28 protein-coding genes are annotated in these 25,705 nt (G+C 59.2%); 11 read left to right on the forward strand and 17 right to left on the reverse strand.

What is annotated here, in order from left to right:
* Window positions 1-4 precede the first annotated feature (4 nt).
* Window positions 5-703, forward strand: coding sequence for a M48 family metallopeptidase (locus C8265_RS06315; RefSeq protein ID WP_108483341.1), 699 nt, complete (start codon window positions 5-7; stop codon window positions 701-703).
* Here the strand turns inward: C8265_RS06315 and C8265_RS06320 are convergent.
* Window positions 700-1,134 (reverse strand): RbsD/FucU family protein, encoded by a 435-nt coding sequence (locus C8265_RS06320; RefSeq protein ID WP_108483154.1) that lies wholly within the window; start codon window positions 1,132-1,134, stop codon window positions 700-702. The genes C8265_RS06315 and C8265_RS06320 overlap by 4 nt on opposite strands.
* 40 nt (window positions 1,135-1,174) lie before the next feature.
* Window positions 1,175-1,873 carry a GntR family transcriptional regulator gene (locus tag C8265_RS06325; protein WP_108483342.1) on the reverse strand — a complete coding sequence of 233 codons (699 nt, stop codon included), beginning with the start codon at window positions 1,871-1,873 and terminating at the stop codon, window positions 1,175-1,177.
* 102 nt (window positions 1,874-1,975) lie between these two features.
* Between C8265_RS06325 and C8265_RS06330 the strand changes: the two genes are divergently transcribed.
* The 5 genes from C8265_RS06330 to C8265_RS06350 all read left to right on the forward strand — a co-directional run bounded on the left by C8265_RS06330 (window position 1,976) and on the right by C8265_RS06350 (window position 8,045).
* A complete protein-coding gene (locus C8265_RS06330) occupies window positions 1,976-3,499 on the forward strand; it encodes a UxaA family hydrolase (RefSeq protein ID WP_108483155.1) in 1,524 nt (507 codons plus the stop codon).
* Window positions 3,500-3,576: 77 nt separating this feature from the next.
* Window positions 3,577-5,103, forward strand: a complete 1,527-nt coding sequence (locus tag C8265_RS06335; protein WP_108483156.1) for a sugar ABC transporter ATP-binding protein — start codon at window positions 3,577-3,579, stop codon at window positions 5,101-5,103.
* Window positions 5,100-6,107, forward strand: coding sequence for an ABC transporter permease (locus C8265_RS06340; protein WP_108483157.1), 1,008 nt, complete (start codon window positions 5,100-5,102; stop codon window positions 6,105-6,107). Before C8265_RS06335 ends, C8265_RS06340 begins: the two co-directional genes overlap by 4 nt.
* Before the next feature lie 61 nt (window positions 6,108-6,168).
* Window positions 6,169-7,119 carry an ABC transporter substrate-binding protein gene (locus tag C8265_RS06345; RefSeq protein ID WP_108483158.1) on the forward strand — a complete coding sequence of 317 codons (951 nt, stop codon included), beginning with the start codon at window positions 6,169-6,171 and terminating at the stop codon, window positions 7,117-7,119.
* Window positions 7,120-7,190: 71 nt separating this feature from the next.
* On the forward strand, window positions 7,191-8,045 hold the full coding sequence (locus tag C8265_RS06350) for a fumarylacetoacetate hydrolase family protein (RefSeq protein ID WP_108483159.1): 855 nt from the start codon (window positions 7,191-7,193) through the stop codon (window positions 8,043-8,045).
* Between the two features lie 78 nt (window positions 8,046-8,123).
* Here the strand turns inward: C8265_RS06350 and C8265_RS06355 are convergent, their stop codons facing one another.
* Genes C8265_RS06355 through C8265_RS06385 form a run of 7 tightly spaced genes read right to left on the reverse strand, consistent with a single transcriptional unit; the run spans window position 8,124 to window position 15,776 of the window.
* Window positions 8,124-9,245: a substrate-binding domain-containing protein gene (locus C8265_RS06355; protein ID WP_108483160.1), complete on the reverse strand. Its 1,122-nt coding sequence runs from the start codon at window positions 9,243-9,245 to the stop codon at window positions 8,124-8,126.
* Window positions 9,246-9,289: 44 nt separating this feature from the next.
* Entirely contained in the window at window positions 9,290-10,270 is a 981-nt protein-coding gene (locus tag C8265_RS06360; protein WP_108483161.1) for an ABC transporter permease, read from the reverse strand.
* Window positions 10,267-11,250, reverse strand: a complete 984-nt coding sequence (locus tag C8265_RS06365) for an ABC transporter permease (RefSeq protein ID WP_108483162.1) — start codon at window positions 11,248-11,250, stop codon at window positions 10,267-10,269. Before C8265_RS06365 ends, C8265_RS06360 begins: the two co-directional genes overlap by 4 nt.
* On the reverse strand, window positions 11,247-12,758 hold the full coding sequence (locus C8265_RS06370) for a sugar ABC transporter ATP-binding protein (protein WP_108483163.1): 1,512 nt from the start codon (window positions 12,756-12,758) through the stop codon (window positions 11,247-11,249). The genes C8265_RS06365 and C8265_RS06370 overlap by 4 nt, the downstream gene beginning before the upstream one ends.
* Complete coding sequence (locus C8265_RS06375) at window positions 12,755-13,603, reverse strand: sugar phosphate isomerase/epimerase family protein (protein WP_108483164.1); 849 nt, start codon at window positions 13,601-13,603, stop codon at window positions 12,755-12,757. The genes C8265_RS06370 and C8265_RS06375 overlap by 4 nt, the downstream gene beginning before the upstream one ends.
* On the reverse strand, window positions 13,600-14,721 hold the full coding sequence (locus C8265_RS06380) for a Gfo/Idh/MocA family protein (protein ID WP_420818846.1): 1,122 nt from the start codon (window positions 14,719-14,721) through the stop codon (window positions 13,600-13,602). The genes C8265_RS06375 and C8265_RS06380 overlap by 4 nt, the downstream gene beginning before the upstream one ends.
* Window positions 14,722-14,723: 2 nt before the next feature.
* A complete protein-coding gene (locus tag C8265_RS06385; protein WP_108483344.1) occupies window positions 14,724-15,776 on the reverse strand; it encodes a sugar phosphate isomerase/epimerase family protein in 1,053 nt (350 codons plus the stop codon).
* A 118-nt stretch (window positions 15,777-15,894) separates the two neighbouring features.
* On the opposite strand from C8265_RS06385, the gene C8265_RS06390 reads away from it, so the two are divergent.
* Window positions 15,895-16,887, forward strand: coding sequence for a LacI family DNA-binding transcriptional regulator (locus C8265_RS06390; RefSeq protein WP_108483165.1), 993 nt, complete (start codon window positions 15,895-15,897; stop codon window positions 16,885-16,887).
* A 28-nt stretch (window positions 16,888-16,915) separates the two neighbouring features.
* On the opposite strand, the gene C8265_RS06395 is transcribed toward C8265_RS06390, so the two are convergent.
* The 8 genes from C8265_RS06395 to C8265_RS06430 form a co-directional block, all read right to left on the reverse strand.
* Entirely contained in the window at window positions 16,916-17,614 is a 699-nt protein-coding gene (locus C8265_RS06395) for an ATP-binding cassette domain-containing protein (RefSeq protein WP_108483166.1), read from the reverse strand.
* Window positions 17,611-18,786, reverse strand: a complete 1,176-nt coding sequence (locus C8265_RS06400) for an FtsX-like permease family protein (RefSeq protein WP_108483167.1) — start codon at window positions 18,784-18,786, stop codon at window positions 17,611-17,613. The genes C8265_RS06395 and C8265_RS06400 overlap by 4 nt, the downstream gene beginning before the upstream one ends.
* The gene (locus tag C8265_RS06405; RefSeq protein WP_164512284.1) at window positions 18,783-20,006 is read right to left on the reverse strand and encodes an efflux RND transporter periplasmic adaptor subunit; all 1,224 of its coding nucleotides are present in this window, start codon (window positions 20,004-20,006) and stop codon (window positions 18,783-18,785) included. Before C8265_RS06405 ends, C8265_RS06400 begins: the two co-directional genes overlap by 4 nt.
* Window positions 20,007-20,089: 83 nt before the next feature.
* Window positions 20,090-20,530 (reverse strand): hypothetical protein, encoded by a 441-nt coding sequence (locus C8265_RS06410; RefSeq protein ID WP_206050286.1) that lies wholly within the window; start codon window positions 20,528-20,530, stop codon window positions 20,090-20,092.
* 31 nt (window positions 20,531-20,561) lie between these two features.
* On the reverse strand, window positions 20,562-20,669 hold the full coding sequence (locus C8265_RS19890; protein ID WP_108483169.1) for a DUF2474 family protein: 108 nt from the start codon (window positions 20,667-20,669) through the stop codon (window positions 20,562-20,564).
* A complete protein-coding gene (gene cydB, locus C8265_RS06420) occupies window positions 20,669-21,670 on the reverse strand; it encodes a cytochrome d ubiquinol oxidase subunit II (RefSeq protein WP_108483170.1) in 1,002 nt (333 codons plus the stop codon). Before cydB ends, C8265_RS19890 begins: the two co-directional genes overlap by 1 nt.
* Window positions 21,671-21,681: 11 nt before the next feature.
* Complete coding sequence (locus C8265_RS06425) at window positions 21,682-23,091, reverse strand: cytochrome ubiquinol oxidase subunit I (protein ID WP_108483171.1); 1,410 nt, start codon at window positions 23,089-23,091, stop codon at window positions 21,682-21,684.
* A gap of 15 nt (window positions 23,092-23,106) precedes the next feature.
* On the reverse strand, window positions 23,107-23,733 hold the full coding sequence (locus tag C8265_RS06430; RefSeq protein WP_108483172.1) for a peroxiredoxin: 627 nt from the start codon (window positions 23,731-23,733) through the stop codon (window positions 23,107-23,109).
* Window positions 23,734-23,838: 105 nt separating this feature from the next.
* Here C8265_RS06430 and C8265_RS06435 point away from each other — a divergent pair, with 105 nt between their 5' ends.
* From C8265_RS06435 to C8265_RS06450, 4 genes are all read left to right on the forward strand, one after another.
* Window positions 23,839-24,303, forward strand: coding sequence for an RrF2 family transcriptional regulator (locus tag C8265_RS06435; protein WP_108483173.1), 465 nt, complete (start codon window positions 23,839-23,841; stop codon window positions 24,301-24,303).
* Window positions 24,300-24,971: a Crp/Fnr family transcriptional regulator gene (locus tag C8265_RS06440; protein ID WP_108483174.1), complete on the forward strand. Its 672-nt coding sequence runs from the start codon at window positions 24,300-24,302 to the stop codon at window positions 24,969-24,971. Before C8265_RS06435 ends, C8265_RS06440 begins: the two co-directional genes overlap by 4 nt.
* A gap of 86 nt (window positions 24,972-25,057) precedes the next feature.
* Window positions 25,058-25,270, forward strand: coding sequence for a YgaP family membrane protein (locus C8265_RS06445; RefSeq protein WP_108483175.1), 213 nt, complete (start codon window positions 25,058-25,060; stop codon window positions 25,268-25,270).
* Window positions 25,270-25,704 (forward strand): YeeE/YedE family protein, encoded by a 435-nt coding sequence (locus C8265_RS06450; RefSeq protein ID WP_108483176.1) that lies wholly within the window; start codon window positions 25,270-25,272, stop codon window positions 25,702-25,704. Before C8265_RS06445 ends, C8265_RS06450 begins: the two co-directional genes overlap by 1 nt.
* Window position 25,705 lies beyond the last annotated feature (1 nt).

Genomic DNA, 25,705 nt, shown 5'->3' on the forward strand with positions numbered 1-25,705 from the left:
CGGCATGCGGGCGATTTGGGTGGCAGTGGTGATGTTTGGTCTGGCCGGTTGTGCGGTGGCGCCGCCCATCGCGGCCCCGATTGCCCCGCCCCCCGCCGCCCCCTATCAAAGCGGCAAGATGGCGGCGCGCAATTTCATTTCGGTGGTCGAAACGGTTGAGCCGGTGGCCGAACGTGAATGTCGCGCCCGCACCACAGGGGTGAATTGCGATTTTCAGATCGTGGTGGATGATCGCCGCGAACTGCCACCCAACGCATTTCAGACCGTGGATGAGAAAGGCCGCCCGATTGTGGGCTTTACACTGGCGTTGATCGCCGAGGCGCGCAATACCGATGAATTGGCGTTTATCCTGGGCCATGAGGCGGCGCATCACATCGCGGGCCATCTCCCTAAGGCCCGGCAATCGGCGATGAGCGGTGCAATTCTGGCGGGTGTCTTGGTGACAATCGGCGGCGGTGATGCCACCAGCGTGCGCGAGGCGCAAAACATCGGTGCCACCCTTGCCGCGCGCCGCTTTTCCAAGGATTTCGAACTTGAGGCCGACGCGCTGGGCACGATAATCGCGGCGCGGGCGGGGTATGATCCGGTGCGCGGGGCCGAATATTTCACCCGCTCACCCGATCCGGGCAACCGGTTTTTGGGCACACACCCACCCAACGCCCAACGCATCGCAACCGTGCGCCGGGTCGCCGCAGGGCTTTAATCGGGAGCGACCACGCCCTTTTTCAGGATGATATTGCCATACAGCCGGGTTTCACCGGTTTGCACGATGGCAAAGGCGGTTTTTGCCCGCTCATAAAACGCGAACCGTTCCAGTTTGCCCAAGGTCACCGGATTGTCGGCGGTTTGGGTAACGATGGATTGAAACTCGGTCACGACCGGCGGTGTTGCATCGGGGTTATCGACCACCTGCATCACCAGAGCCGGATCGGGCACAAAACTGTCAAGTGGCATGATGGCAAGGATGGCGGACAAAACATCGGTGGCGCTGATTCCGTCCAACCGGTGACAGCGCTGGCCCATTGCCGTGCCGGGAAAGTTTGCATCGACAATGACAATATCATCACCATGGCCCATGGCGCGCAGGGTCCACAACAGATCGGGTGACAGGATGGCGGGGATGTTACGCAGCATGGGGAATCCTTTGGTTTGAGCGGTTGTTCTGACGTATATGTTATATCGGGCGAAAATAATCGGGGTGTTGGCGTTTCAGTGGCACAATCCGTTCGATCAACTGGCGCAGATGCAGCGATGTTGCCGCGCGCGCCTCTTCGGGGTTTTGGGCGCGGATCGCATCCAGAATTGCGTGATGTTCGGTCAGTGCTTCGGCGGGGCGGCCCTGTTCGGGCAACAACAACATCCGCGCGCGGCGCAGTTGCAGTGAAATTTGCCCGGCAGCGGCCACCACCTTGGGAAATCCGGTAAATCCCAGGATCAATTCGTGAAAGTCCACATCGGCGTCAAAGAATCCCTGAAAATCTTCGTCTTCGATCAACAGCGATTGCAGGCGCAGGTTGCGCGCCAGAACGATCAGGTGGTCGTCGGTGCGTTCTTGTGCCACTTTTGCGGCGGCGGCTGTTTCGATCGCTTCGCGCAAAAAACATTCCTCGCGCAGTTCGGCGAGCGAAAATTGCGAGACCCGCGTCGCCGATTGCGGGATGATTTCAACCAATCCATCCGATGCCAATCGCCCCAATGCCTCGGCCACGGGCGAACGGGATACGCCCAGCTGTTCGCACAGCGCCCCTTTGCGCAGAACGGTGCCGGGCGCAAAAGTCATATCCAGAATGCCATTGCGCAGGGCGGTATACACCCGCTGGCCCAAAGGCCCCTCAAGTCCGTCAATCGCAAGGTTCAAGGTGGGCTTGGGCATTTCTGATCCTTCCAACTGACATGTTAGTTGACAGGTGGAGCGTGTCAATCTAATCCAATGTGTAACACAGGCCCGATCCGGGCCAAGGGGGGAGCAGGATCGATGGACGTAAAAACCCGCACGCTGCGTTTGCATCCGCAAGACAACGTCGCAATCGCGCTGGCCGATCTTTCGGCGGGCGAATCCATTGGCGATTCGGGCGATACCCTGTTGCAATCGGTCAAACAGGGCCACAAGATTGCCGTTGCACCGATCAAGGCCGGGCAGAACGTGCTGCGCTATGGGCAGACGATTGGTCAGGCGACCCGCGATATTGCACCGGGCGAACATGTGCATGTGCAAAACCTTGGCATGGGCGAACATACCCGCGATTACGCCCATGCAAGCGAGGCTGTGGCGCTGAGCCCCGCCACCGAAGAACGTACATTCAACGGCTATCACCGCGCCGATGGGCGGGTGGGAACGCGCAATTATCTGGGCATTCTCACCTCGGTCAACTGTTCCGGGTCGGTGGCGAAATTCATTGCCGAAGCGGCAGAGAAATCCGGCCTTTTGGATGATTTTCCCAATATCGATGGCATCGTGCCAATCACCCATGGCACAGGCTGTGGCATGTCGGGCGAAAATGAAGGCTACGATACCCTGTTTCGCACCCTGTCGGGCTATGCCCAGCACCCCAATTTCGGCGGTATCCTGTTGATCGGGCTGGGGTGTGAAGTGATGCAGGTGTCGGCCCTTGTTGGTGGTCGGCCGATCCGTGCCGATGGCGCGCTGCGCTATATGACCATTCAACACGAAGGCGGCACCCGCAAGACCATTGAAAAAGGTCTGATCGAATTGCGCGGCATTGCAGAACTGGCCAACACTGCCACCCGCAAACCGGCGCCGGTGTCGGAATTGATGGTGGGGATGCAATGTGGCGGCTCTGATGGATATTCCGGCATCACCGCCAACCCGGCCCTTGGCGTGGCATCGGATTTGGTGGTGCGCCATGGCGGCACGACGATCCTGTCGGAAACATCCGAAATCTACGGGGCCGAACATCTTTTGACCCGGCGCGCGGTATCGGCCGAAGTGGGCGAAAAACTGATCGCGCGCGTGCGCTGGTGGGAGGATTACACCGCCCGCAATCTGGGCGAAATGGACAATAACCCAAGCCCCGGCAACAAACGCGGCGGGCTGACCACGATTTTGGAAAAATCACTGGGGGCCGTGGCCAAAAGCGGCAGCGCGCCGTTAAGCGACGTGTTTTTGTTTGCTGAGAAAATCGACACCAAAGGCTTTGTTTTTATGGACAGTCCGGGGTTTGACCCCTGTTCCGTGACCGGGCAAATCGCATCGGGCGCGAACCTGATCGTGTTCACCACCGGGCGCGGATCGGTGTCGGGGTATATGCCGACGCCGGGCATCAAAATCGCCACCAATTCCGAAATGTACCGCCGCCTGTCCGATGATATGGATATCAACTGTGGCGACATCATCAGCGACGGTGTGCCGTTAAATGACAAGGGGCGCGAGATTTTCGAAATGTTCATCCGCGTTGCATCAGGCGAGGAAACCAAAAGCGAAGAACTGGGATTTGGCGGCGTTGAATTTGTGCCTTGGCAGATCGGCGCGGTGATGTGACCATTGCATATGGAAAACCCGCGCCGGACACCGGCGCAATCTGAACCGCTGATCACAGTTTGGGAGGGCTGTCTGACATGACTTTTCTGGTCGAAATGAAAGGGATCGAAAAACGCTTTCCCGGCGTTCACGCGCTAAAGGGTGTGCAATTCGATCTGAAACCTGGCGAAGTTCACGCCCTGATGGGGGAAAACGGCGCCGGCAAATCGACCCTGATGAAAATCATGTCGGGCATTTATACCCCCGATGGCGGTGAGATGTTTGTTGATGGCAAGCCCGCCAATCCCGACAGCCCCCGCGCGGCACAGGAATTGGGCATTGGCATCATTCATCAGGAACTGAGCCTGATGAACGATCTGACGGCGGCGCAAAACGTGTTGATCGGGCGCGAACCCCGGCGCAGCTTTGGCCGGTTGGATGAGGCGGCATTGAACGCGCAAACGGCGGAAATTTTTGCCTCGCTCAATCTGGCGATGGATCCGCGCGTACAGGTCAGCACCCAAACCATTGCCCGCCAACAGCTGATCGAAATTGCCAAGGCCTTGTCGTACAAACCGCGCGTGTTGATCATGGATGAACCCACGGCGGCCCTGAACGACACGGAAATTTCCGAACTGTTCAAAGTGATTGAAATGCTCAAGGCCGATGGCGTTGGCATTGTCTATATCAGTCACCGGATGGATGAAATCAAACGCATCGCCGATCGTGTGACCATCCTGCGTGATGGGGCCTATATTGATACGCTCGATGCCGCCGACACGCCGCTGTCGAAAATCATTCAACTGATGGTGGGCCGTGAGGTGACGCAAAGCGCGCCGGTTATTCCTGACCTGTCGCAAAGCCCCGTCGCCCTTGAGGTGCGCAACCTGTCGCGGGGCAAAGACGTGCGTGATGTCAGTTTTGATGTGCGCAAGGGCGAAATTCTGGGCTTTGCCGGGTTGATGGGGGCCGGGCGCACCGAAGTGGCGCGCATCATCTTTGGCGCTGATCCCCGCGATGCCGGCGAAATCCTGGTGGGTGGTCAGCCGGTGAATATCCGCACCCCCCACGCCGCGGTTGAGGCGGGCATCGGATACCTGTCGGAAGATCGCAAACATTTTGGCCTGGCCGTGGATATGACCGTGCGCGCCAATGTGGCCATGGCCAATCTGGGGCAATTCACCAACCGGATCGGCGTGTTGGATGAGGCGGCCATGGAAACCACCGCCGTGAAATACATTGATCGCCTCGGCATTCGCACACCGTCGGATATGCAGGATGTGCGCCTTTTGTCGGGGGGCAATCAGCAAAAGGTGGTAATCGCCAAATGGCTGTTGCGTGATTGCGATGTTTTGATTTTCGATGAACCGACCCGGGGCATCGATGTGGGCGCGAAATCGGAAATCTATGATCTGCTTGAATCCCTTGCGGCGCAGGGGCGGGCGATTATCGTGATTTCATCGGAATTGCCCGAGGTCATGCGCCTGAGCCACCGGATTGCCGTGATGTGCGAAGGCCGGTTGACCGGAATCCTGCCCGGCGGGGCAAAAACCACCCAGGAACAGATCATGGAATTGGCCACCCGGCGCGAAAGTGCCCTGGTGGATGCAGAGGATGGATTATGAGCACAGCAGCAGACACCCCACCACCATCGGCCATTGCGCGCATTATCGCGGCGGGCACCCACCAAAGGGTGTTGGCCTTTGCCAGTTTGGTCGTGCTGCTGATCGGGTTTTCCATCGCCTCGCCGAATTTCATGCAAACCTCGAACATGATTGCGATTTTACAGGCGACATCGGTGAACGGCGTGCTGGCGATTGCCGTGACATTGGTGATCATCACCGGCGGCATTGATCTGTCGGTTGGCACGATGATGACGTTTTGCGCGGTGATCACCGGCGTCGTTCTGACCTATGCCGGGATGCCTTTGATCTTCGGGGTGGTTGCGGCGCTGGCCACCGGCGCGCTGTGCGGCACCTGTTCGGGCACGTTTGTGGCGAAAATGAAAATTCCGCCGTTCATTGCGACCTTGGGGATGATGCTGATCCTCAAAGGGCTGAGCCTGGTGATTTCCGGCACACGGCCGATTTATTTCAACGACACGCCGGGGTTTTCCGAAATCTCACGCGGATCCCTGATTGGTGAGGTTATACCCGCCCTGCCGATCCCCAATGGCGTGCTGATCCTGTTTATCGTGGCCGCATTTACCGCCTATATCCTTAACCGCACGGTGTTGGGGCGGTATTGTTTCGCCCTGGGTTCGAACGAGGAATCCGTGCGCCTGTCGGGGGTGAACACCGACCGCTGGAAAATCGCGATTTATGCGCTGGCCGGGGCGATTGTGGGCATTGCGGGCCTGCTGATCGCCTCGCGTCTGAACTCGGCGCAACCGGCACTGGGCCTCGGGTACGAGCTTGAGGCGATTGCCGCCGTGGTGATTGGCGGCACGTCTTTGTCGGGCGGGCGCGGGTCGATCCTGGGGTCGTTGATTGGGGCGCTGATCATGGCGGTGCTGACCAATGGCTTGCGGGTTTTGTCCGTCGCGCAGGAATGGCAAACCGTTGTCACCGGCGCGATCATCATTCTGGCAGTCTACGCCGATATGATGCGGCGCAAAAACTCAAACTAAACACAACCAAACCCCCGACCGGCAAACGGTCGGGATCATCGACAACCGAGGAGGAAACCACATGTTGTCACGTCGCGTTCTCATTGGCGCTCTCAGCGCCACACTCGCCCTGGGCACGGCCCCCATGGCCCTGGCCCAAGACGGCGAAATCTATATCCCGCTGGTATCAAAAGGGTTTCAGCACCAGTTTTGGCAGGCCGTAAAAGCAGGCGCCGACAAAGCCGCCGAAGAAGAAGGCGTGCGCATCACATTTGAAGGCCCCGACAACGAAACCATGGTCGACCGTCAGATTGATATGTTGGCCGCGGCCCTGGCCAACAATCCTGCCGCGATCGGTTTTGCCGCGCTTGACAGTCAGGCCGCGATCCCGCTGTTGCGTCAGGCCAATGAGGCCGGCATCCCGATCATCGCGTTTGATTCGGGCGTCGACAGCGACATTCCCGTCGCCACCGCCACCACCGATAACGTTGCCGCCGCCGCATTGGCCGCCGATAAAATGGCCGAAATGATTGGCAGTGAGGGCAAGGTTGCCGTGGTTGCCCATGACCAAACCAGCCGCACAGGCATTGACCGGCGCGATGGATTCCTGGATCGGATCAAGGCCGAGTATCCGAATATCGAAGTGGTCAGCGTGCAATATGGCGCCGGCGATCAGTTGCAATCGACCGAAGTGGCCAAGGCGATCATGACCGCCAATCCCGATCTGGATGGCATGTTCGGCACCAACGAAGGGTCGGCCATCGGCATCGTCAACGCCGTGCGCGAAATGGGGGCCGAGGGCCTGACCATCATCGGCTATGACTCGGGCAAGGCGCAAACCGACGCGATCCGCGATGGGCTGATGGCGGGTGCGATCACGCAAAACCCCGTTGGCATCGGCTATGAAACCGTAAAGGCCGCCGTTGCCGCGATGAATGGCGAAGAATTGCCCGCAATCATCGACACGGGCTTTTTCTATTACGACAAATCCAATATCGATGACGCTGAAATTCAGGCAGTTCTTTACGACTGATCCTGTTTTCACCACGGTCCGGGGGCACCCCTGGGCTGTGGTTTCTTCCTTTCCCGATCTTTGAGGATATTATGAAACTTTTGCGTTATGGCCCCCAGGGGCAGGAAAAACCCGGCTGTCTTGATGATGAGGGCCGCGTGCGTGACCTTTCGGGTCATGTGGCCGATATTGCCGGGGCCGCCCTGTTGCCCGATGAAATGGCCCGCCTGATGGCGCTGGACATCAACAGTTTGCCTGTTGTCCCCGGCACCCCGCAAGAGGATCTGCGCCTTGGCCCCTGTGTGGGGCAGACCGGCAAATTTATCTGTATCGGGTTGAACTATGCCGATCACGCCGCCGAAAGCGGGCTGGACGTGCCGCCCGAGCCGGTGATTTTCAACAAATGGACCTCGGCGATTGTTGGGCCGGATGATGATGTGATGATCCCGCGCGGATCGAGCAAAACCGATTGGGAGGTCGAACTGGGCATCGTGATCGGCAAGGGCGGTGTTTACATCGACGAAGCCAATGCAATGGATCACGTTGCCGGATTCTGCGTCATCAACGACGTGTCCGAACGCGAATACCAGATCGAGCGTGCCGGCACCTGGGACAAGGGCAAGGGCTGCGATACCTTCGGCCCCACCGGCCCGTGGTTGGTGACCCCCGATGAGGTGGGCGATTTCAACGCGCTGGCGATGTGGCTTGAGGTGGATGGCAAGCGGTATCAGGACGGGTCGACCGCGACGATGGTTTACAAGGTGCCACACCTGATTTCGTATTGTTCGCAGTTCATGAGCCTGCAACCGGGCGATATTATCTCAACCGGCACGCCTCCGGGTGTGGGCATGGGGCAAAAACCGCCGGTTTACCTGGCCGGGGGCGAAACCATGCGCCTTGGCATTCAAGGTTTGGGTGTTCAGACACAGGTCGTTAAAAAAGCCTGATAAGGCGCTGAGTGGTCTGACAAAAAAGGCCCGGCATCATCGCGATGCCGGGCCTTTCCATTTACCTATCGGTAAATATTACTGTGCGCCCCAGGCTTGGGGATAGTTATCCATGGTTTCACAACCACACATTGCATAGTGCAGTGGCGGCATTGCCGGGTTCACAAAATCGGCCAGGTTTTCCTGGGTGATCGTTGGCTGTGGCAACACCCATTCCGGGCCTGGCACGGCTTCGCCCTCAATCACGCGGGCGGCGGCGATCACGGCTGTGCGCCACTGATAGGTGGGATAGGTGGGGGCGATGGCGGTCATGCCTTCGTCTTGCCACTTGCGCAGGAAATCCTGCTGATCTTCGCCCACGAACACCGGAATATCGTATCCCGAATCCTCGAACGCCTCAACTGCGGCAACGGCGGTGGCCCCGGCATCCATCCACACCGCATCGATTGTGCCGCGCATCAGGTAATCTTCGACAATGGATTTGGTTTTGGCATTGTCACCATCGGTGAATTCAACGCCGACAATGTTCATGCCCGCATCGTCCAACACCCGGCGCCCGGCGGAATAGCGGGTTTCCAACACGTCAACACCGGGCAAAATGCGCAGCATCAGCACATTCGCGCCTTCATCGACGTTATCCTTGATGAACTCGGCCCCTTGAATACCAAAACCGTAACCGCCCACAGGATGCACAAATGTGACCGGGCATTGCGTGTTTACGCCGCGGTCAAACACAACCACTGGCATCGCTTCGCAGGCTTTTTCAACCGCCGGGGTCAGGGCGGCGGTGGTGTTGGGCGATACGATCATCACATCGCAGTTTCCACCCGCCAACAGATCGTTGATATCGGCGATCTGTTTGTCGTCCGATCCTTCGGCATCGACATGCACGAAATCGCCGATTGAATCGTGCAATTTCAATTCTTCCAGCATGTTGGTATAGCCGACAACGCGCCACGGATTGTTGACCCCCGCGTTCGAGAAACAGACGGTTGCGGGGCCTTCCATACCGGCATTTTCGACCATGGCATCGCCGATATATTGCACCCAAGGCTGATCGGCGGGGCCGTTCGCGGTGGCGGTAAGCTGTGCCTGTTGTTTGGCAAATTCTTCGGGATCGTTAAAGTTTTGCGCATAGACAGGTGTGAGGCAAAAAGCCAAAGCAGTGGCCGCAGCGGTGGTTTGGACGATATGTTTCATAGGTTTCCTCCCTTTGAAAAACGGGCGCTCGGTCCTGGCGCCTTTCAGGTTCCTGTTCGTTCTCTTCGGTGCATGGCCAGCGCGACAGCCGCGATCAGGATCAGACCCTGCACCACCTGCCGCACGGGTTGCGGCAGACCGAGGAAGTTCAAAAGTGTGAAGATGGCAGTCAGCGCCAGCGCGCCGCCAATGGCCGCCGGAACCGACCCGCGCCCGCCCAGCAATTGCGCCCCGCCCAAAACGGCGGCGGTGATCGCCTGAAGCTCGTAACCAAAGCCGACATCGGTCGAGACACCGGCAAACCCGCCCAGCAATATGCCCGCCACCGCCGCCGAAAGCCCCGAAATCATGAACGCGGTAATCCGCACCCGGTTGACCGGCACGCCACCCAACCGCGCCGCCAGGGGGTTATCGCCAATCGCATGGATCATCCGGCCCAGATTGGTACGGTGCATCGCCCAGGCCAGCAATCCGCCGATCACGATCAACACGATCACCGAAACCGGAATAAACCGCACCATCGGCACATCGCGGATCAATTCGCGGCCAAAAAACCGGAATGTGTCGGGCAGGTATCCGCGCGGCGCACCGCCCGACCACATAAACGCCAACCCGTTCAGAGTAATCATCATGCCCAGCGTCGCAATCAACGATGGCACGCGCAGAAAACACACCACCATGCCGTTGATCGCGCCAACGCCCAACCCCATGGCCAACATCAGCGGGATCACCCAATAGGTGGCCGATGGGTCATTGTTGGTCAGCATCGATGCCCCCACAACCACCAAAGTGATCAGTGACCCAACCGACAAATCGAAACCGCCCGACACGATCACATAGACCTGTCCCGCCGCCAGAATCGCCAGGGGCGCGGCGCGTTTGAGAAAATTCATGTATCCGGTGGGTTGGGCAAAGCCCGGATTCATCACCACAATCGCGATGATCAGCACGATCAGCAAACCCCAAACCGGGTTAAACCGAAACGGCGCGCGGCGCTTTGCGGGGGCGGTGGCCTGATCACTCATGCGACGATCCTTTTTGAGCGGAAGGCATAGAATGCAACGGCAGCAACGATGATGATTCCGCGCATGACTTGTTTGGCAAAGCTATCGACGCCGGCGATGTTGAACACCGAATCGATCAGGGAAAAGATGATCATCCCGGCCATGGTGCCAAAGATGCCGCCGCGCCCGCCGGCCAATACCGTGCCGCCAATCACGACGACTGCGATACTTTCCAGATCATACACCCCGTCCGACCCGATCCAGGGCGCGCCCGAGCGCAGACGGCTGGCCAGATACAGCCCCGCCACCACGGCGCAGAGTGAACAGATGACATGGGCCGAAACGATCACGCGGTTGGTCTTGATCCCGGCAAAGCGCGCCGCCTCTTCATTGCCGCCCACGGCGTAAATGTCAGACCCCAGTTTGGTAAACCGCAACACTGCCCATGCCGCGAGCGCCAGGAGAACAAGGAAGATCAGCGCGGCAGGCACGCCCAGAATTTCACCATAGGCAAAGATCTGAAACTCGGGCGGCACCGATCCGGCAAAATTCGACACAAAGGCCGACAGGCAGCCTTGGATGATCAGGCTCATCCCCAAGGTTGCGATCAACGGATTCACCTTTAGCCCGGTGATGACCAACCCGTTGGCAACCCCAACGATCCCCCCCAACACCAACGCCGCCAAAATGGCCGGTACGATCATGCCCGGCGATCCATCCATGATCACCGAGGCCAAAACCGATGTCGCCGAAATCAAGCTGGCGACGCTGAGATCGATCGAGGCGACGAGGATCACAAAGGTCTGGCCAATGGCGGTGATGCCAAGGGCGATGGAGCGGCCCAGAATGGCGACAAGGTTGCCAAAGGTCAGGTATTGCGTCTGATCGGTGATCAGCGCAATCGCCACATATAAACCAAATGCCAGCGCCAAAAGGATCACCGGCGCCCATTTTTCAAACCGGAATCCGGGTTTGGCGGGGGTGTTGTCAGTCACGCTCATGCGGGTTCCCCGATTTCATGGGTGGCGGCGTGCATGATGTCACGCTCGGACGCGCCGCGTGGGAATTTGGCGGTGATCCGGCCTTCTTGCATCACCACGATCCGATCTGCCGCGCCGATCACTTCGGGCAGGTCGGATGAGATCATCAATATCCCGGCCCCGTCGCGGGCCAGATCGCGCATCAGGTGGTAAATTCCGGCCTTGGCGTTCACATCAATGCCACGGGTCGGTTCGATGAAAATCAACAATTTCGGGTTCATCGCCAGCCACCGCGCGACAATGGCTTTTTGCTGATTGCCCCCCGAAAGGCCGCGAATATCCTGCTCGTATGACGCGGCGCGAATATCCATCCGATCCAGCAAATCATCGATCCGCGACAGATCGGCATTGGCATTGCGTTTGTGGGTCGCCCAAAACGGCGCAAAGGCGCGGGGTGTCAACATCGCGTTGTCGCGCACCGATTGCATCAGCACCAAACCCTCTTTCTTGCGATCCCCGGGCAGCAGGCCAATGCCCGCCTCAATCGCCTGGCGGGGCGAGGTAAAGTTATGCGCGGTGCCATTCAGCACCGTTTCGCCCGATGTAAACGGCTCTTGCCCAAACAGCGCCATGGCCAAGGCCACACGGCCCGCGCCCTGAATCCCGGCCAGACCAACAATTTCACCGGCCCGCACGGTCAGATCGATATTTTTCAACCGGGCGTTGCGGCCGCCTGTCACGGTCAGAACCGGCGCGCCGATTTCCGCGTCGGTGGCGGGGGGCGCGTAAAAATCAACGATATCGCGGCCCACCATGGCGCGCACGATGGCGTCGGGGGCTGGCACATGGTCGAACCGCGCGGCGACTTCGCCATCTTTCAACACTGTCACACGGTCGGCCAGGCGGGTGATTTCGCGCATCCGGTGGGTGATATAAATGATCGCCGCGCCCCGGTCGCGCAGTTTATCAACGGTTTCAAACAGTTCGGCACATTCGGTATCGTTCAGCGCCGCGGTGGGTTCGTCCATCACGATCACCCGCGCATCCAGCGATACCGCCTTGGCAATTTCCACCATTTGCTGTGTCGCCACGTCCAATTCGCCCACCGTGCTGTCGGGGTCAATCTTTGCGCCCGAGGCGAACAGATCCAGCACACGGCGGGTTTCGCGCCGCATCGCGCGCTCATCGATCAGGCCGAATTTGCCGCGCGGTTCGCGGCCCAGAAACAGGTTTTGCGCGACGGTGCGTTCGGGAAGCAGGGAAAATTCCTGATAAATCACCGAAATTCCTGCATGAAGCGATTGCACCGGATGGGTAAAATGCACCGGTTCCCCGCCGAGGCGCACCGCGCCACTGTCGGCCTGATAGACGCCCGACATGATTTTGATCAGCGTCGATTTTCCGGCGCCGTTTTCGCCCACCAGCGCCTGAACCTCACCGGCGCGCGCATCAAAGCTGACATCCGACAGGGCCTTGACCCCCGGAAAGCTTTTGCAAATCCCCTGCATTTCGATCACCGGGGCGGTCATGTCGTGGCCCATGTGTCGCGCAAGAATGTGTGAGACTCCCGGATTAGGGTTTCCAGATCGGGAAACAGCGGCCGCCAAACCCGCGTGGCGGCGGCCAGTTCCGGCACGCCCGCGCCAAACGCTTCGACGACGACCGGGCCATCAAACCCCTGTGCTTTGACCGTGCGAAACACGGTGGCGAAATCGATCTGGCCGGTGCCGGGAATGCCGCGGTCGTTTTCGGACACATGCAAAACGTGCATTTTGCGGCCCAATGTGGCGATGGCTTCGGTTTGGGATTTCTCTTCGATATTGGCGTGAAACGTGTCGTACATGATGCCAAAGGCCGGGTGATCCACCGCTTTGGAATAGGCGGCGGCCTGTTCCATCGTGTTCAGGAAATAGGTTTCAAATCGCGACAACGGCTCAAGCGCCAAGGTATACCCATGGTTCGCCGCACGTTCGGCCATGGCACGATGCGCCTCGGCGCCCCAAGAAATTTCATCGACCGAGGGGCCAGAGCCGGTGAAATGCCCCATTGGCGCGTGAAATGGCCCGCCCACGGTTTGCGATCCCAACGCCTCGGCGCAATCCTGAATCCAATTCAGATGCGCAAGGCCGCGTTTGCGAATGGCCGGATCGGACGACAGTGGATTGGCATCCGGGTCAGGCACGATTGAGGTTTGCGCCCGCCCCAGGCCGAACTCGGCCAGCAGCGCGCCCAGCCATGCGTAATGATCGGGGGTGCCGTGCATCACCGGCACCTCAACATGGTCATAGCCGGATTCGGCAATCAGGTTGAGAAGGGGCAGGGCGTTTTCATCGATATGCCCGCCAATGCACAACAGGTTGATGCCCAGTTTCATGGCGTAACCCACGCCGCATTATCGCCCGACGATTGCACGCAAGCATTCACAAACCGCATTCCGGCCAGGCCATCGGCAACACCGGGCAACATCGGGTTGGGTGTGCCCGCGCGCAGGGCGGCGGCGGTGTTGGCATAGATATTGGCGAATGCCTCAAGGTATCCTTCGGGGTGGCCCGGCGGCACGCGCGATGCGTCAACCGCATCGGTATGGGCCTGTGCGCCCATCCGGGTCAGGCGGCGGGTGGGGTCGCCAAAGGGAGTGAACCACAACTCATTGGGGTTTTCCTGATGCCATTCCAACCCGCCCTTGGTGCCATATACCTGAATCGACAGGCCGTTTTCATGCCCCGGTGCCACCTGACTGCACATAAGGGTGCCGCGCATCCCGCTGGCATAGCGCAGCATGACATGGGCGTTGTCATCCAACGTGCGCCCCGCGCCAAAGCTGTGAATATCGGCGGCGAGGCTTTCAACCTCTTGGCCGGTGATGAACCCGGCCAGATTGTGGGCATGACTGCCAATATCGCCCAAGGCCCCACCAGCCCCGGCGCGGGCCGGATCAACCCGCCATTCGGCCTGTTTGCTGCCTTGGGTTTCCACCGCCTCGGTCATCCAATCCTGAAGGTATTTCACATGCACCAGGCGCAAATCGCCCAGATCCCCGGCGGCCACCATGGCGCGGGCCTGGCGCACCAAAGGATAGCCGGTGTAATTATGGGTCAGGATGAATTGTGCGTCGCTGTCTTGGGCGGCTTTGGCCAGTGCCTCGGCCTCGGGCAATGTTGCGGTCAGGGGTTTGTCGCAGATCACATGGATGCCGCGGCGCAGAAATTCGGTGGCAGCGGGGGCGTGCAGGTGGTTGGGCGTGACAATCGACACCGCCTCAATCCCATCATCGCGGCCTGCCTCAACCTCGGCCATTTTGGCAAAGCTGTCATAGCTGCGCGCGGGGTCCAGCCCCAGTGCCGCGCCGCTTTCGCGGGCCGTTTGCGGGTTGGACGACAGTGCGCCGGCAACAAGCGTGAAATGCCCGTCCATCCGCGCGGCGATGCGGTGCACACCGCCGATAAACGCGCCAGTGCCGCCGCCCACCATGCCCAATCTGATCGGTTCCATGGTCATATCCCCAACATTTTAAGGTTCGCCGCCTGATCGACCCCGCCATCGGCAAAATCGTCGAATGCCTTGTCGGTCACGCGGATGATATGATCGCGCACAAAGGCGGCCCCTTCGCGCGCCCCGTCTTCGGGATGTTTCAGACAACATTCCCATTCCACCACGGCCCAGCCATCGAACCCGGCGGTGGTGAGTTTGGAAAACACGGCGCCAAAATCAACCTGGCCATCGCCCAAGCTGCGGAACCGCCCGGCGCGGTTGATCCATGGCTGATAGCCGCCATAAACACCCTGTCGCCCGGTGGGGTTGAATTCGGCGTCTTTGACGTGAAACATGCCGATCCGGTCGGCATAAATGTCGATATTATCAAGGTAATCAAGACATTGCAGAACGTAATGGGATGGATCGTACAGCATCTTCGCCCGTGCGTGGCCGCCGACACGGTCCAGAAACATTTCAAACGTCACGCCATCGTGCAGATCTTCGCCGGGGTGAATTTCGTAACACAGATCGATGCCGTTTTCTTCGGCATGGTCCAACAGAGGGTACCAGCGTTTGGCCAATTCATCAAACGCGGCCTCGACCAACCCGGCGGGGCGTTGCGGCCAAGGGTACAAATAGGGCCAGGCCAACGCGCCCGAAAACGTGCCAAGCGCGCTCAGCCCCATGTGGCGCGACGCAGTGATCGCCTGGCGCAGCTGATCCGCCGCCCAAGCCTGTCGTTCGGCGGGGTTGCCATGCACCGATGGGTGGGCAAACCCGTCAAACGCAATGTCATAGGCCGGATGCACCGCCACCAACTGCCCCTGCAGATGCGCCGAAAGTTCGGTTATGGTAATGCCGTTTTGCGCGGCAACGCCGATGATTTCATCACAGTAATTTTTTGAGGATGCAGCCTTGGCCAGATCAAAGAACCGGGCATCCCAACTGGGCAATTGCACCCCGGCATAGCCACATTCGGCGGCCCATTTGGTGATGCCGTGCCAAGTGTTGAACGGGGCCTCATCACTTGCGAATTGCGCAAGGAACAGGGCGGGCCCTTTGATCGTTTTCATATCGCCTCCCCTCGACATGGTTGCGTCGTGAAACGCTTGGTAATCGATTACATCAAACCACATCTTGAAATCAACACAAATTTGTAATCGATTACACGAAACTATATTCCGAAAGCCCATGTCAGACAAAATCCGTATCTCCGATGTTGCCGCTTTGGCCGGTGTTTCAACCGCAACGGTCAGTCGTGCTCTGGCGGCACCGGGCCGGGTGGGCAAGGAGACCCGCGAAAAGGTGCTGAAGGCGGTGCATGCCACCGGATATCAGGTGAACGCCGCCGCGCGCGATCTGCGCCAGCGGCGGGCGCGGTCCATCCTTATTCTGGCGCCGAACCTGTCCAACACCTTTTTCAGCCGGATTTTTGCCGCGATTCAGGAAGAGGCCAGCGATGCCGGGCTGACGGTACAGATTTCAGACAGCAGGATCGGGCGTGAAAAACTGGCGACCCTTGGCCATGACGGACGGGCCGACGGTATCATCCTGTTGGATGGCGAAATTGACCCGGAGCTGGTGAACAGTTGGCGTTTGCCTGTGATCCAGCTCTGCGAATGGAATCCGGCCTATCATGCGCCGTCGCTGGCCATCGACAATGCCGCCGCGGCCGGATTGGCGGTAAGGCATCTGGCCGATCTTGGTCACCGGAACCTGTTGCATATTGCCGGACCGGCGGGGAACATTCTGGCGCAAACCCGGCTTGCCGGATTTCAGGATGCGGCACAGGCGGCCGGAGTGGCGGCGGCGGTATTGCCCGGTGATTTCACGATGGAGTCGGGCGCAGGCGCGGCGCACCAATGGGCCGCGTCGACAAATCGCCCCACCGGTGTGTTTTGTGCGTCAGATGAATGCGCGCTGGGGTTTATCTCGGACGTGATGCGCCTGGGCTTTGATGTGCCGGGGCAGGTAAGCGTTGTCGGGTTTGATGACATCGAATTTGCCGATCGGTTCAACCCTGCCCTCACCACCGTGCATCAGCCCCGCGCGACACTGGGCCGTGACGGGGCGCGACAGCTGATCAAAATGCTGGCGGGTGGGGTAACCGATCCGGTGCTGTCGCAGGTGGTGCCGGCGCATTTGGTCACCCGGGTGTCGACCGGTAAGGCGCCAACCGTCTGAGGCACGGCGTTTGACCCGAAAACAGGTATTAACCCAGGTTTCTGATCTCATCCGTTGCCACACGGCCATCTTCCAAAGTGATGATACGGTCGGCCATTTCCAGAATTCTGGGATCGTGGGTGACCATGACAGTGGTGGTGCCGCGCACCTGACCCAGGGTTTTCAACAACCGCACCACGTTTTGCCCTGATACCTTGTCAAGGGCCGCCGTGGGTTCATCGGCCAACACGATTTCGGGGTTCGACACCAAAGCGCGGGCCACCGCCACCCGTTGCTTTTGCCCGCCCGACAGGTTGCCGGGCAGATAATCGCGCCGGTCTGACAGGCCCACCAGATCAAGCATGTGATGGGCGGCGATACGTTGTCTATCGGCGTTGGCGCGGCCATGCACTTCAAGCCCCATAAGAACGTTTTGCGTCGCGGTCAGGCTTTCATGCAAATTATGCGCCTGAAAGATGAACCCCAACCGTTTGCGCAGCGCCACGAGCGAGCGTTCATCTGCCCCGTGCAATTCTTGGCCCAGAACCCGCACGCTGCCGCTGCCCACTTCGCGCAGCGCCCCGATCAGGGTCAGCACAGTGGTTTTGCCCGATCCGGACGGCCCCATCAACACGGTCAAGCTGCCGCGCGCGATGGTCAGGTTGATATCAAACAAGGCCTGTTTGCGCGCATCGCCAGACCCAAAGAAATGATCAAGGCCGCGTACCTGTATCGGATCGCGTGTCAAAACAAATCCGCCGGGTCGGCATTGGCCAACCGCCGGGTTGCGATCGCGCCCGACAGGGTACAGGCGGCCAATGTGCCCAGAAACACCAGAATTGCGCGCCCGGCCTCCATTTCAACGGGCAGGCCCGTCACCGCATTCAGCCCTGCATAAAGCCCGATGGAAACAATCAGCCCCGGGATGAAGCCAAAGATCGCCAGGATGATTGCCTCTTCAAACACGATGCCCAAAAAGAATGAATGCCCGTATCCCATGGCCTTGAACGTTGCATATTCGCGCAGATGATCGGCCACATCGGTGGACAGTACCTGGTAAACAATCACCAATCCCACCAAAATGCCCATGAACACCCCAAATCCAAAGATGATGCCGGTGGGGCGCTGGGTTGACATGTACGACAGGTCTGATTGTGCGGCCTCTGGCATCGCTTGCACCTTGACGCTTTGCGCCGGCAAGGTGGCGCGCAGCCGGGCCACCACCGTATCGTGCGACACGCCATCCGCGACCTTAAGCAAGATGTGACTGGGCGCGCCGCTGCTGCGCGTTGGAAAGAACCGCAAAAAGGTTTGATCAGACATCATCAACATGCCATCGGCCAAAAACCCGCCGCCCACATCCATCGTGCCCACCGCCAACAGGGTTTTGCCATTGGCCTCGAATGCAAAGGATTCTCCGGTGCGCAGGCCCGCGACCACCGATTTTGGAATGCCCCGGGTGCCCAGATCCAGCAGGGCGGTGTTTTCCAGGGTCAGTTGGTTCAGATCGCCCCCGATTCCCGGTGCGACAAAGCCGGGCTGTGTGGAATCCACGCCAAAGGTCAGCATCGAAACCGATGTGCCATCGGGCAGGGTAAAGGGCAGGTTGCCAAGATACATCGGCGTCGCCCGTGCCACGCCGGGCACGCCCAACGCCTGAAACATCCTGACCCGCGCAACATTATCCTTGTCGGTCAGGGTGTTGCCGGCGGCAGAGGATAGGATGATATCAGCGTTGAACAATCCATAAGGCGCGATTGTCGAACTGTTCAGCGCGCCCATGATCCCCAATTGCATGAACACCAGCAGGTTGGCAAAGGCCACGCCGGAAACGGCAGCCACAAACCGCCCCTTGCTGTGGGACAGTTGCAACCACCCGATGGGTAAACGCCGGAATAACAGGGTCAGCAGGGTGTTCATTCAGAACGGCCCGCGTCGATGCGAACGATGGTTTCCAGATTGGTAAAGGTGCGCGCACTGGCGGATGACGCCTCGTCCAGATCAATGATTACCATAACGACCCGGGCATCGGTATTGGCCGCAGGATCCGCCGATGTGATGGATTGCCGCCCGATTTCCAACCCGATGGCCGATACCACGCCATGCAAATCCTGGCCCAGGGCATCGGCCGACACCGTTACCGGATCACCGATGGTCACGCGGCCGATCATGGTTTGGTAAACTTCGGCCTCTACCGTCATTTTCGAGATATCGCCAAGGTCGATCATGCCGCCGCTGGGCGGGCGTTCGCCCAGACGGGCGTTGATATCCAACACGGTGCCGCGCACCGGCGCGCGGACATAGGCGCGTTCAAGATCCTGTTTGGCGCGGGCCAGATCGGCGCGCGCGGCGTCCAGATTGGCCTCGGCCACGGCGATGTCGGCCTGGGCGGTTTCTGATCCGCTGTCATAGCGCGACAGGGTGGCGATGGCGCGTTCTTCGTCGCGCTGCGCCTCGCTGGCGCGTGCCAGGGCGCGGTCAAAATCGGCGCGGTTCATCACGCCGCGTTCAAACAGCGATGTGGCACGGTCCAATTCCGATTGCGCCACCTTTGCGGTGGCCTGAGCGCGCTCAAGCGAGGCCAATGCCTCGGCCGTGCTGGCGGCGATTGCGCTTTTGGTCTGGGCCAAATTCGCCTCGCGCACGCGCAGGTTGGCCGCGGCTGCGGCGGCGATGCTTTGCAATTGCGCCAGATTGTCGAGCACGGCAAGGATATCGTCAGCCTCGACCGTGTCGCCAATCGCCACCCGGATTTCGGCAATCCGCGCGTCGCCCGCCCCTGACGGGGTTGCGACGCTGGAAATATCACCAAAGGGGATGATCCGGCCCAAGGCGACAACATCGCCCTCGCTGATCACGGCCACCTGTTCTTGTGCGATGACCTGTTGAATGGCGGTGGCAATCGGGGTTTGGGTGCCGGCCCCGGGTTCAAGTCCGGTCGCGTTGAAAAATACCCGCAGGCCGGGGGGCTGAAAATACATGCCGATCACAGCGCCTGTGAACAGCGTGACCATGACCAGCGGTATAAGAAACCAGTGGGATCGCCGGGCGCGCCGAGGTGCCTGATCCGGGCCCGCCTTGGTGATCCCGTTGTCTTCCAAAGGCAGGGGCGGGGTGGTTTTTACGGGATCGGATGTCATGGGCGGTCTTTCAAAAGTGATAGCGCAGCATAACATCGTTTGACCGCCTGCACAGGTCGGGGCCCGTGCAGGCGGCCGGTGTTTTAAAAGCTCATGACGGTCGTGTCATCGGCAACGATTGCCGCGCCCATCGCATCGGGCGCGGCAGCGGTGACACCGTCCAGCAATACCGATGCATCCGTGCCTTTGCCGGGCAGATAAATTGCACAGACCTGCACCTTCAGGCCCTTTTGCGCCATCATCATCTGCATCAACCCTTGCGGGCTTGCGTCTTTCGGGGGCTGACCCGTGGTGGCCGAGGCGGGCGCGTCTTTCAGCGCGATATCGCCTGCCGGACCGCACAACAGCATCTCGGCTTTTGCACCGGCATCAATGGCGTTCATGGTCAGAACCATCGCCATCAACTGAGTCTGGGGTTCGGCCGCTGTCAGGATGGTGATCAGTTTGTTCGGCTCATCAGCCTGGGCCGCAGTGCCAAGGCCAAGGGCAAGGGCGGTGGCGGCAAACAGTTTTGAGAAACGCATTGGAATACTCCTTTGGAGGGTGAAAAAAAAATCAGACGTGGATCGCCAGCCGGATGGCATAGGCCACAAGGCCAAGTGCAAGCACACTCATGATCCACAAGGCGACAAACCAGGTGATTTTGCGCCACCTGCCCGGCATCAGTGGTACCCCACGGCCGGGTCAATCTTGCCGCGGAACACCCAATAGGCATAGGCGGTATAGCCCAGGATCATCGGCACCAGAACCACCGTGCCAACCAGGGCAAACCACAGGCTTTCATCAGGGGCGGCGGTTTCGGCAATGGTCAGGCTGGGCGGCACCATATTGGGGTAAAAGCTGATGCCGATTCCGATGAAACACAGAACAAACAGGCCCAGTGCGGCCAGAAACGGCTGTGCATCCTTACCGGCATTCAGCCCCGCAAACAGCGCCCAGGCCGTTGCCAGAACCGCGGCCGGCATCAAAACGCTCAGGACACTGCCGGGCAGGTTGAACCAGCGCTGAAAATACTCCGGATCCTGAAACGGCGTCAGAATGCTGACGATTCCGATAAAACCCAGCGTGCCCGCGCCCAGCCACCAGGCATATCCCTGCATCTGGCGTTGCAGGCTGCCTTCGGTTTTCAGGATGATCCATGTCGCGCCCAGCAGGGCATAGCCGACGATAACGGCAAGCCCGGTCAGCACGGAAAACACGCTCAGCCAATCCCACCAGCCCCCGGCATAGGCGCGGTCGACCACTTCGATGCCCTGAACCAGTGCGCCAAGGGCGATGCCCTGCATGAAGGCCGCAATCAGCGAGCCGCCGAAAAATGCCGCGTCCCAGACCCATTTCCAACGGGTCGTGCGCCAGCGATATTCAAAGGCCACGCCGCGAAAGATAAGCGCCAGCAACATTAGAATGATCGGCATGTAAAGGGCGGGCATGATCACCGCATAGGCCAGGGGGAAAACCGCAAACAATCCCCCCCCGCCCAGCACCAGCCAGGTTTCGTTGCCGTCCCAGATCGGCGCGATGGAATTCATCATCGTCGCCTTTTCCCGCTCACTTTCGGCAAAAGGGAACAGGATTCCAACGCCCAGATCAAAACCATCAAGGATCACATAGGTCAGAACCGCAAAGGCGATGATCCCGGCCCAGATAAAGGAAAGTTCAAACATCACATATCTCCTTATTCGCCGGGCAGGGCATTGGGGTTTGTCTGGGCCACGGGCGTGGTGCCAGCGGCGCGCAGGGGGCCATCCTGCAGGTTTGGTTTCAAATCACCCGTGGGGCTGTTCATCATGCGCAGCAGATAAAACGTGCCCGCGCCAAAGATGAAGAAATACACGATGATAAAGGCAATCAGCGAGGCAGCCACCGCCGGTGCGGCCACCGGTGCCAGACTGTCGCTGGTGCGCAGCAGGCCATAGACGGTGAAGGGTTGGCGCCCGACCTCGGTGGTGACCCACCCGGCCAGAACCGCTATAAACCCGGTTGGCCCCATGACAATCGCCGCGCGGTACAACCATGGGTCGGTATAAAGCCGCCCGCGCAGCCGCCGCCATAACGCCCAGGCCCCTAGGCCCAGCATGGCAAAGCCAAGGGCAACCATCACCCGAAAGCTCCAGAATACGATGGCGACGGGGGGCTGATCGGCCTGTGGGATTGTATCCAACCCATCCAGCGGCGCGTTCAGATCATGTTTCAGGATCAGACTGGAGAGTTTCGGGATTTGCACGGCATAATCGACCCGCTTATCCTCGGCGTTGGGGATGCCGAACAGGATCAGCGGCGCGCCGTCGGGGTGACTGTCGTAATGCCCCTCCATCGCCATGACCTTGGCGGGTTGATGCTCCAACGTGTTCAGCCCGTGCAGATCGCCCGCGAAAATCTGAATCGGAGCGACGACAATCAACATCCACATCGCCATGGAAAACATCCGCCGTGCCGGTGTATCGCCACGATCCCGCAACAGATGCAAACCGCCCACCGCACCCACAACCAGCGCCGTGGTCAGATAGGCCGCCAGCACCATATGCACCAGCCGATAAGGGAACGACGGGTTGAACACGATCTGCCACCAGTCTTCGGGAACGAACTGACCCAGATCATTGATCCCGTATCCCACAGGCGTCTGCATCCATGAGTTGACCGATAGAATCCAGGTGGCCGACATCAGCGTGCCAAAGGCAACCATCGCCGTGGCAAACATGTGCAACCCATCGCCCACCCGTTCACGCCCAAACAGCATGATACCCAGGAACCCGGCCTCAAGAAAAAACGCCGATAACACCTCATAGGCCATCAATGGCCCCAGGATCGGCCCGGTCTTGTCAGAAAACACCGACCAGTTGGTGCCAAACTGATAAGACATGACAATGCCCGAAACGACACCCATGCCGAACGCCACTGCAAAGATCTTTTTCCAGTAGTTGAACAGCGTCAGATAGGTGTCGTCGCGGGTGCGCAGCCAAAGACCATTCAAAACCGCCAGATAACTGGCCAATCCAATCGAAAACGCAGGAAAGATAATGTGAAACGATACGGTGAACGCGAACTGTGCGCGCGCCAGAGTTTCGGCTGTGAACTGGTCAAACATGGCGGGCCTGTCAGATTAGAGTTTCACGGTACGCAGGTAGGGGCGCAGGGTGGTGAACCCCTGAGGGAACGCTTTTTGCGCATCGGCGTCGGATACCGACGGGGGAATGATCACATCCTGTCCGGGCACCCAATCGGCGGGGGTGGCGATTTTTTTGCTATCACCCAGTTGCAGCGCGTCGATCACGCGCAAAATCTCATCGAAATTGCGACCCACGTTCATGGGATAGGTCAGCGTCAGGCGCACCTTTTTGTTCGGGTCAATGATGAACACCGAACGCACGGCGGCTGTTTCACTCTCGTTGGGGTGAATCATGTCGTACATCTTGGCGATCTTCAGATCGGCATCGGCCACGATCGGGAACTTCAGCACGGTGTTTTGCGTGTCGTTCACGTCTTCGATCCACTTGTTGTGCTCGTCCACGCTGTCGGTCGACAGGCCGATGGGCTTCACGTTCCGCTCGGCGAACTGTTCGGCCAACTGGGCGGTGCGGCCCATTTCGGTGGTGCAGACCGGGGTGAAATCGGCCGGATGGCTGAAAAAGAACGCCCACTGATCGCCAATCCAATCGTGAAACTGGATCGGGCCGTTGGTGGTTTCGGCGGTGAAATCGGGCGTGATGTCGCCAATTCTGATGCTCATGGTTTTTTTCCTATATTGCGAATAGTTCTTTACTGCACCTATCAAGGCAGGTTTACAAATGCAATACTTTGAATATATCTTTTGGGTGCGACAAGAAGGTGCGCCATGAAATTGACCAGTTATTCCAACTACGCGCTGCGCTCGCTTCAGCTGGCGGCGCTGAAGGCGCCCAATCTGGTGCGCATTGAAGATGTGGCCAGGATTCACAACCTGTCGCGCCCGCATATCATGAAGATCGTTCATGAACTGGGGCGGGCCGGGTATCTGGAAACGGTGCGGGGCCGGGGTGGCGGGTTTCGCCTGTCGCGCCCGGCGGATCAGATCATTGTGGGCGATGTCATTCGCATCACCGAAGGGCCGCTGGACGTGGTTGAATGTTTCAACCCGGCAAAAAATACCTGTCCGCTGATCGGAATTTGCGTGCTGTCAAAGAAGATGCAAGAGGCGACAGCCGCTTTCATGGCGGTTCTGGATGATTTGACGGTTGCGGATATTTCGGCCAACCGTGGGCAGTTGATGGCACGAATCGCCCCTCTGGATATTCCAACACTGGACACAGCCGCAGAATGAGTGACACAGATCAATGGGTCGAAGGATTTCCCGGGCTTGCGCGTTTGCAGCCGTCGGTGAAACAACTGCTGTTGTCGCGCAGCGCGATCATTACCGCCCCAGCGGGCACCATGTTGTTCGGACCGAACAGATCGCCGGAAAACATGCTGTTTCTGCTGGATGGTACGGTGCGGGTGCAACAGGTGTCGGAAACCGGCCATGAAATTGTGCTATACCGCATTCAGGCCGGGCAAAGCTGTGTTCTGACCACTGCCTGCCTGATCGCCTACGAGGATTACTCGGCCGAGGGCATTGCCGAAACACCCGTGCGCGCCGCCGCCGTGCCGCGCGATGTGTTTGATGATCTGGTGGCCCAGTCAAAGGCATTTCGCGATTTTGTCTTTGCCGCGTTTTCCAAACGGATCACCGATCTGTTTCTGATGATCGACGAAGTCGCCTTTCAGCGGATGGATGTGCGGCTTGCCGACAAGCTGATCGAGCTGGCCGATGACACGGGGGTTGTGGCCACGACCCACCAAAAATTGTCGGTTGAATTGGGCACAGCGCGCGAGGTGGTGTCGCGCCAGCTTCAGGAATTTCAGCGCCGCGGCTGGATCGAACAAAGCCGCGGGCGCGTCGAAGTGTTGGATCGCACCCACCTGAAAGCCCTGGCAGATCATAACACCTGATTGATTTTACCGGCTTGGTGACATTGTCACCGACGATCCGCGGCGCGGCGGTTAATCTGGGTGTAACTTTTGAAGGAGTTTGAAAAATGACTGCGAATGTAGGCACAATTGACCGGGTTTTCCGGTTTATTCTGGGCATCGTGCTGTTGGCTTTGCCATTTGTCAGCGGCATGGCGATTTTTGCATCCACCACAGCCACGGTTATTTCGGTGATCCTTGGGATCGTGATGGTGGCCACGTCGGCCATGCGGTTTTGCCCGCTTTACCGTATCTTTGGCATCCAGACGTGTAAGCTCTGATGTTTGAGACTGTTTTTACCCCGTTTCAATCGCTTGGTGGCGGTGCCCTGATTGGCATCGCTGCTGTTTTGCTTATGGCCACTCTGGGGCGCGTCATGGGGGCCACCGGCATTCTGGCCGGGTTCTTTCAACCGGCGGATCGCTCTGACTGGCTGTGGCGCGCGGCCATTCTGGCCGGTATGGTCAGCGGCCCGGTGTTCATCCTGTTTGTCACAGGAGAGATGCCGACGGTGCAGGTGCCGGTTTCAACCGCAATGTTGGTGATCGGCGGTCTGATCGTGGGGGTCGGCGCGACCTTTGGATCGGGCTGTACATCGGGCCACGGCGTGTGCGGCATTGCCCGGCTTTCGCCCCGGTCGATCGTGGCAACCGCCACCTTCATGATCGCCACCGCGATCACCGTATTTGTCATTCGTCATGTGATCGGAGGCTGAT

This window comes from Oceaniglobus ichthyenteri, from assembly GCF_003057885.1.
Classification (GTDB): Bacteria; Pseudomonadota; Alphaproteobacteria; order Rhodobacterales; family Rhodobacteraceae; genus Oceaniglobus; species Oceaniglobus ichthyenteri.